Raw genomic sequence first — 6,933 nt, 5'->3', positions numbered from 1 at the left:
CCTTTATTAACCGCGGGCGGTTAATAAAGGCGCACAGCACTATTTCTTGGCCTTCGACAAAATCTGCATCAACTGAAGTAGCGCCGAGAACTTCGCGAACACCGAACGCGAGACCATCGGACCGAAAGCCGCGGTGTCGGTCGCATCGAACGTGTCGAGGAGATCCCGGAAGCTCTCGATCTGCTTGATCATCGCGTCGAGATCGACATGCGTAGCGGCGTCGGCCTCACGCAGAGCGAGCAGGTACTGCGGCGCTGTCACCAAGGCGACCGCCGGGATCTTCCGCTCGAACAGTGGTTCGCCCTCGCCGAAATGAATGACCGGTCCTGGCGCCACGATTCGGCGATCGCCCGCCCCGATGTCGCGCCACAGCGGTACAACGATGTCGTGTACTTCCCGACTCGTCGCGTACAGCAGTTCCGGTTCCGGAGTGGTCTCCAACGCATAGCTACCGGTCGAGTTGTCCTCGGTATCACCCAGTGCGCCGAGGTGCTCGATTGCGATCCCCGCTACTGCGCGCGCCTGACCAGCTTCGCCTTTCCACATCTCGGGGTGCGCTTCGAGCCAGGTGGACGTTGCCTGTCCGTGCTTGGACACCGCTGGAATGCGAAGGTGGCCGGTCGTCAGGACAAAAACGTACGACCGTCGATGCGGCTGCGCCACGGCGTGCCGCGCCAACGCCAACATTCCCAGATGGCCGTTCTCCTCGACGCCGTTGGTTCCGTCGCTGTGAGTGATGAGCAGAATCGTCTCTTCGGGTGAGGTTCCGGGGGACACCGCCCACACCGTGTCAGTCCGGGTGTCCGGATGCAGAGTCGCATCCAGTACCAGAGTCGCCCGCTGACCGGAACGAGCTGCAGCGACAACTTTCGCGCCTTCGTCGCCGGCCACCCAGACGGCGGGGATGTCGTGGTAGGGCTGCGTGAACGGAAGATATTGTCCCAGTGCGTTGTCCGGAGTGATATCACGCCACACCGCGATCACGCCGAGAACACCGGCCTTGCGGGCTTTGTCGAGCTTCGGGCCCAGAAGAGTCGCGGAGAGAACCGGATTTCGAAGGGTCTCGTCGGTGGCGATCGGGCCCCACTCGCTGACCAGTAGCTTGCGGGGAAGATCGATGTGCGGGACCTCGATCACTGCGATCGCGCCCTTGGCCGCCGACCACTTGGGGCGTCGCGCGCTGACGTAGACCAGGGGAGCGGAGATTCCCTGTGGCCCGGTCAATCCGGAGTAGGGGAATGCGGACGAAACGCTGATCGGTCCCGTCGGCAGTTCGATGCGAAGTCCGTCAGATGTGTCCGGTAGATCCCAGCGTTCGAAAGTGTGTGAATCACGCCGGACTTCGAGGCCCAGTTCGGTCAGTTCGTTCGCGACTTCTTCCACCACCGCGTGGTGTGAAGGCGATCCTGTCAATCGTGGGCCCAGCGCGTCGAGTCGTTGTTGGCCGGCAAGGAGGAGATCGCGATCGACGGCCTGGCCGTGATTCATGGGATTGCCTTTCGTACTACGTGGCGTCTGCTCTGGTGAGGCGCCTGCCCGTGTCGTGTCCACGGTACCGAGCGGTCTGAAAACGGGACGAAGGCGCGTCGGATATGCCGTTTTCGCTGATATACCGGGTGCCAACGGGCCGATCGGTCCGTACCGTATGTCCTTGGCACCGAAAGACTCCGTGTTCTTCGGACAGACCAGTCCACGGCGAGAGAGGCCTACGTTGGCTACGTATCTTTACAGGTTGGGGAAGTTTGCCTTCCGCCACAAGTATCTTGTGGTGGCAGCGTGGATCATCGTGATCGCGGTGGTGGGGGGCGCTATCAGCGCCACAAATCCGACATTCTCCAAAGAATTCAATCTTCCGGGCACGGATTCACAGCGTGCGACCGAGTTGATGAACGAGAACTTTGCAGCTGCCGCGGAGCAGCAAACTCAGGCGTCGACCAGCATTCTCATCGCGGCAGACGACGGGCTTGCCGCGCACAGCGATCAGATCGACCAGTTGATCGCTCAGGCGAAGGCGTTGCCGGACATCGTCGATCCCGAAAAGATCGTCAATCCGGTGACTCTCGCGGAGGCAAATCCGGCGGTGGCGTCGGCCGTTCTCGGTGACAACGGCAAGGTCGGGCTGATCCAGCTCAATCAGTCGATTCGCATCGAGGATCAGACGCAGGCCAACAAGACGGCCTTCCTCGACTTGATGGCAAAATTCCGCACCGGTGGCCTGCAAGTCGAAGGCACCGGTTCGATGATGCAGGTACAGGCCGCAGGCGGTCTGTCGGAGATGCTCGGCTTCGCGGTGGCGTTCATCGTGATGATCGTGGCGTTCGGCGCACTCATTGCGGCCTTCATTCCGTTGTTCACTGCAATTCTGGGAATTGCGCTGGCCACTCTGACGGTCACACTCGGCTCGGGCTTCTTCGACATCAACGAAGGCGTCACGGGAATCGTCACGATGATCGGCATCGCAGTCTCGATCGACTACGCGTTGTTCATCGTTTCGCGTTACCGCAGTGAGCTCAATCTAGGCGGAACGAGGGAAGCTGCGGCCGGGCGCGCAGTGGGTACTGCCGGTTCGTCTGTCGTCTTCGCCGGCCTGACGGTTGTGGTCGCGCTGGCGGCCCTGGCGGTGGTCGGGGTTCCGATGATCACCCAGATGGGAATCTCGGCGGCGGTTGCCGTCATCATCGCCGTCCTCGGCGCAATCACGTTGATCCCCGCTGTTCTGGGTATCTTCGGCCGGTTCGCGTTCTCGCCTCGTATTCCAGGGCTTCGCCACGGTGACGAGCCCGAGACGATGGAATCCAACGGACATCGCTGGGCCAAGATAGTCACCAAATACCCGTGGCCGATCGCAGGTGCCGCGCTGGTTCTGCTGGTGATCGCGGCTATTCCGATGACCAAGCTCGAACTCGGACTCTCCTTCACTCAGGACGAAGAGCGTCCTGCACTGGCGCTCCTGCAACGAGGGTTCGGTGAAGGCGTCAACGGTGAGTTGTTCGTCGTGCTCGATGCGCCCGACGGTACCGACATCACCGCGATTGCCGAAGGCACTGTCGCGCACATCAAGGGCCTCGACAACGTCGCAACGCCGGATCAGCTGATGTGGGTCGGAAACGGACCGGACGCGGCAAACCCGATGGCGGGCGCCAACTCTGCGCTGATTGCGGTCACCCCGCAGATGTCGCCGAGCGGACCCGAAACCCACGAACTGATGAATCAGATCCGGGATTACGGATCGACGGTGAAATCGGAAGGCGCTGAACTCGGCGTAGCAGGTCAAACCGCGATCGTTGCCGACATGTCGTCGAAGCTCAGTTCCGCGCTCATCCCTTATCTCATCGTGGTGGTCGGGTTGGCGTTCATCATCATGATGGTCGTCTTCCGCTCGATCCTGGTGCCGCTGACCGCAACTCTCGGATTCCTGTTCTCCGTCTGTGCGACCTTCGGCGCCACGGTGGCGATTTTCCAGGAAGGCGACTTCGGGCTGATCGAGCACACTCAACCGATCATCTCGTTCCTACCGATCTTCATGATCGGCGTGGTGTTCGGGTTGGCGATGGACTATCAAGTGTTCCTCGTGACGAGAATGCGCGAGGAATATGTGCACGGATTGTCGGCCAAGGACGCCATCATCTCCGGCTACACCCATGGTGCTCGCGTGGTCGCGTCGGCGGCCATCATCATGATCTCCGTGTTCGGCGCATTCATGCTGTCCTCGGAGACGACAAGCAAGATGATGGGCTTCGGTCTGGCGGCGGCAGTCTTCTTCGACGCCTTCATCATCCGCATGATCGTGATCCCTGCGGTCATGTCGATTCTCGGTGATTCGGCGTGGAAGTTGCCCGCGTGGCTCGACAAGATCCTGCCGAACGTCGACATCGAAGGTGAAGCGATTCGGCGGATCCCGATCGAGCAGGATCCGGATTCCGATCCAGACCCGAATCAGGTGCCTGTGCGGGTGTAGCACTCAGACCGTCAGAACGGGGTGCCGGTTGCAGAGCAACTGGCACCCCGTTCATTTGTGTCTGGATGGCGCTGACACCATAGGAAACCATCCGGTTGGTAACAGAAATCGCTGTGATCGCGACAGGACTTCCAGAGGCGACGCGCACCGGGGGCGAGCCGTGACGATGACTGTGAGGACTCGTGCCGAACGAGCAAACCGATTCGAAGCGTGCGGAGAAGTGGACCTTCGCGTTGACGGTCGTCTCACTGATCGCCGGCGGCACAGTGGTTGCCGGGTTCGTGGATCGGTGGAGTGGCTCGGAGTCCGACAACATCTCGGTAGCTGCGACTTCCCCGATCAGCATGACGTCCACACCGGAGGAGATTCCGCCGGAGGACGTGCCTGAATTCTCGTACGTCACGCCGAGCGCGGTGTACCCGACCACCATTCCGGGTTGTGAGAGTGTCGAAGCGCCGGACGACGAACACGGAATCTCGATCTTCATGTCGACAGGCGGCGACGACGCGTACGACGACCCACGTTTTCCGTGGTTCTCCGGAGCTAAGGCTGCATCGATGTCGGCGGCGGTCGCCGACGCGATTCCGGACGGCGTCGAGATCAAGTTTGCCAGCCCGAGTCGATCACTACAGTTCGGTCCGATCTCGGCACCGTCGAGTTCGGACGATCTGCCCGAGGGATGGGCGATCGAGGATTTGGCTTCCACTGATGCGTCGGCGACGCTACTTCGCGGCGAAGTCAGTGGTGGGTTGACGGTTTCGGTCAGCAGCAGTACGGCTCCGATTCCTCCCTGTGTTGCAGGCTCTCTCGTCGAACGCCGCTTCCTTCCGGATCGTTCAGTGGTAGACGTGCAGGACACGTGGAGTGAAACCAACGGACAACGCACTCTTTCTCGTTCGGCGTTCCTTTACGGGATCGATGGCACACGAGTTCACGCCTATACCGACGACACTGCCGACCGGGTCGGCGCCGAAGTTCAGGCAAGTGGCGCGCTTCCACTGACCATCGACGAGCTGGTTTCTCTGGTCAGCCTGCCGCAACTACGAATCACGACGCCTGCTCCGCCGGGCACTGCACCGCTTCAGACTGATTGCGGCGGTTGGGCGGACGAGTCATCTGGGCGGGAACTGGATCGAGGAATCGTAGACGCGCTCGGTGAAGCGCTCCGATCGGGTTGGCGCGCAGCACCTCCAGGAGCGCCTGACCTCGGCAGCCAGCTGGGTGATCTGGTTCTGGCCGAATACGACAACACCACCACGTGCCAGGATCTTGTTGCACGATCGGGCAGCAACGAGTCGCGTCTGAGTATCTCGATCACCAGCGGACAACCGCTGCCCGCACCTCCGAACAAGTACGACCCTTCGTACGACGGACACCCGCTCTCGATGGAGACCACTAAAGGTGGATCCGTAATCGAACGTGATGAGAGTCGGGGGGAGAAGGTCCACAGATCGGTAGTCGTTACCCATCCCGGTGGGACGCAAGTCTCGGTTTCGTCGTCGGCTGCGATCCCGAACGTGCCAATGACGTTCGAGCAGTTGGAGTTTCTCGCGACGACCGAAGGCTTGGAGATTCGATGACCACCAGATTCTCCCCGAGATCGCGCCTTCGGATCGCGGCCGCCGCAGCCGTAGTCACCGTCACTGCCGCCATCGCCACGGTGGTCACGTCGACGAGTTCCGAACCGACAGCGATCTCGTCGCCGCTATGGAGCGTCGAGGCCTCCGAGATTCTCGGGCGCGAGTTCGCGATATTTCGGAGTCCACTTGTTGGAACCGAATTCAACATGGACATGGGCGGATTCATCGACGCCGGACCACTCGTGGTCACGATGATCGGTATGCCCGACCGTCAGGCGTATTCGTTGGACGACGCGGAATTGGTCGGACTGGACGCCGAGGACGGCACAGTCCGCTGGCGCACGCCGGCGGCCGATATCGGTGGTTGCTCCGAGACTCTGCTCGGCAACTCGGTGCTGTGTTTCTCCGGGCCGTACGTATCCGGTGGTTCGTACTCGCTGTTCGACATCGAGACGGGCGAGCGGCGAGACATCAAGACGCCGTGGTCGCCGATCATCGCGGTTGTCTCGGGCGACACCGTCCTCGCGCTCGAAGGTGATATCGAGAGTAACGACGTTCGCGTGCACAGCGGAACTGTCGACGATCCGGAAGCGAACTGGTCCAAAGCGTTCGACGTTGGTGGATCGTGGGAAGCCGGATACGTCGATCCGGTGATGTCGGTTCACGGCGACCTGGGTGTGATCGCTCTCGACGAGTCCTTGGGATTCGACCCGAAGACCGGCGAACAGCGGTGGGTGCACGGTTACTCCACCTGCTCGACCGCGCACACATCGTCTGACGGCGTGACCGTGGTGTCGGACGGCGGTTGCGAAGGCAACGGCCGTCCGACAAGTGAATACGCACTCGATCAGTACGGGCGCGAGTTCGCCAGGACGAACGAACTCCCTTCGGAGTCAGCGTATTTCGGCGGTCGATACAGCCGAGATGATCCCGCCGGAGGATCGACTCCGATCATTCTGGGAGACAGCGGTTTCGACCGGAAGTCCGGCGAGAAGCTGTGGACCAACAGTGAGGTGTTCGGCACCGCGCGGTCAATGGCGGTGATCGGCAGCGTGGTCGCTGTGACCCGTTCCGGTCCCGAGCCCGAGGTCCAGTTCGTGGACCTGCTCACCGGTGAGGTCCTGTGGCGCTCGAATGCCGAGCGCGCCGGAGAGATCGCCTGGCACGGGGATGTCATCATCGACGAGGGCAACGTCTACGGAACAGATGTCAGGACCGGCCAACGGAGTTGGGAGGTCCAAGTCGTCCAGGACGGGGACGACGAGTTCACGACTTGGGCGATTCCGCGCGAGCTGTGGGCGGGGGACAAGGTGCTGTTGCGCTCCAGTGAAGATCGGATCACAGCGTTGAAGTTGTGGTGAGATCCGGTGTGGCGTGCATGTCCCTCGCCACACG

At 61.5% G+C, this 6,933-nt stretch carries 4 protein-coding genes; 3 read left to right on the top strand and 1 reads right to left on the bottom strand.

The features are described 5' to 3' along the window. Nucleotides 1-39: 39 nt before the first annotated feature. Nucleotides 40-1,488, bottom strand: coding sequence for a hypothetical protein (locus ACWF6P_RS30885; protein WP_452623580.1), 1,449 nt, complete (start codon nucleotides 1,486-1,488; stop codon nucleotides 40-42). 223 nt (nucleotides 1,489-1,711) lie between these two features. On the opposite strand from ACWF6P_RS30885, the gene ACWF6P_RS30880 reads away from it, so the two are divergent. The 3 genes from ACWF6P_RS30880 (at nucleotide 1,712) to ACWF6P_RS30870 (ending at nucleotide 6,899) form a co-directional block, all read left to right on the top strand. After that, nucleotides 1,712-3,958: an MMPL family transporter gene (locus tag ACWF6P_RS30880; RefSeq protein ID WP_452623583.1), complete on the top strand. Its 2,247-nt coding sequence runs from the start codon at nucleotides 1,712-1,714 to the stop codon at nucleotides 3,956-3,958. A gap of 182 nt (nucleotides 3,959-4,140) precedes the next feature. Beyond that, entirely contained in the window at nucleotides 4,141-5,538 is a 1,398-nt protein-coding gene (locus ACWF6P_RS30875) for a hypothetical protein (protein WP_452623579.1), read from the top strand. Continuing rightward, nucleotides 5,535-6,899 carry an outer membrane protein assembly factor BamB family protein gene (locus ACWF6P_RS30870; protein WP_452623578.1) on the top strand — a complete coding sequence of 455 codons (1,365 nt, stop codon included), beginning with the start codon at nucleotides 5,535-5,537 and terminating at the stop codon, nucleotides 6,897-6,899. Before ACWF6P_RS30875 ends, ACWF6P_RS30870 begins: the two co-directional genes overlap by 4 nt. The last annotated feature ends 34 nt before the right edge of the window (nucleotides 6,900-6,933 follow it).

This window comes from Rhodococcus sp. NPDC055024 (assembly GCF_053608585.1).
Note: the sequence above shows the minus strand (reverse complement) of the source record. Positions and strands in the feature narration are given on the sequence as shown.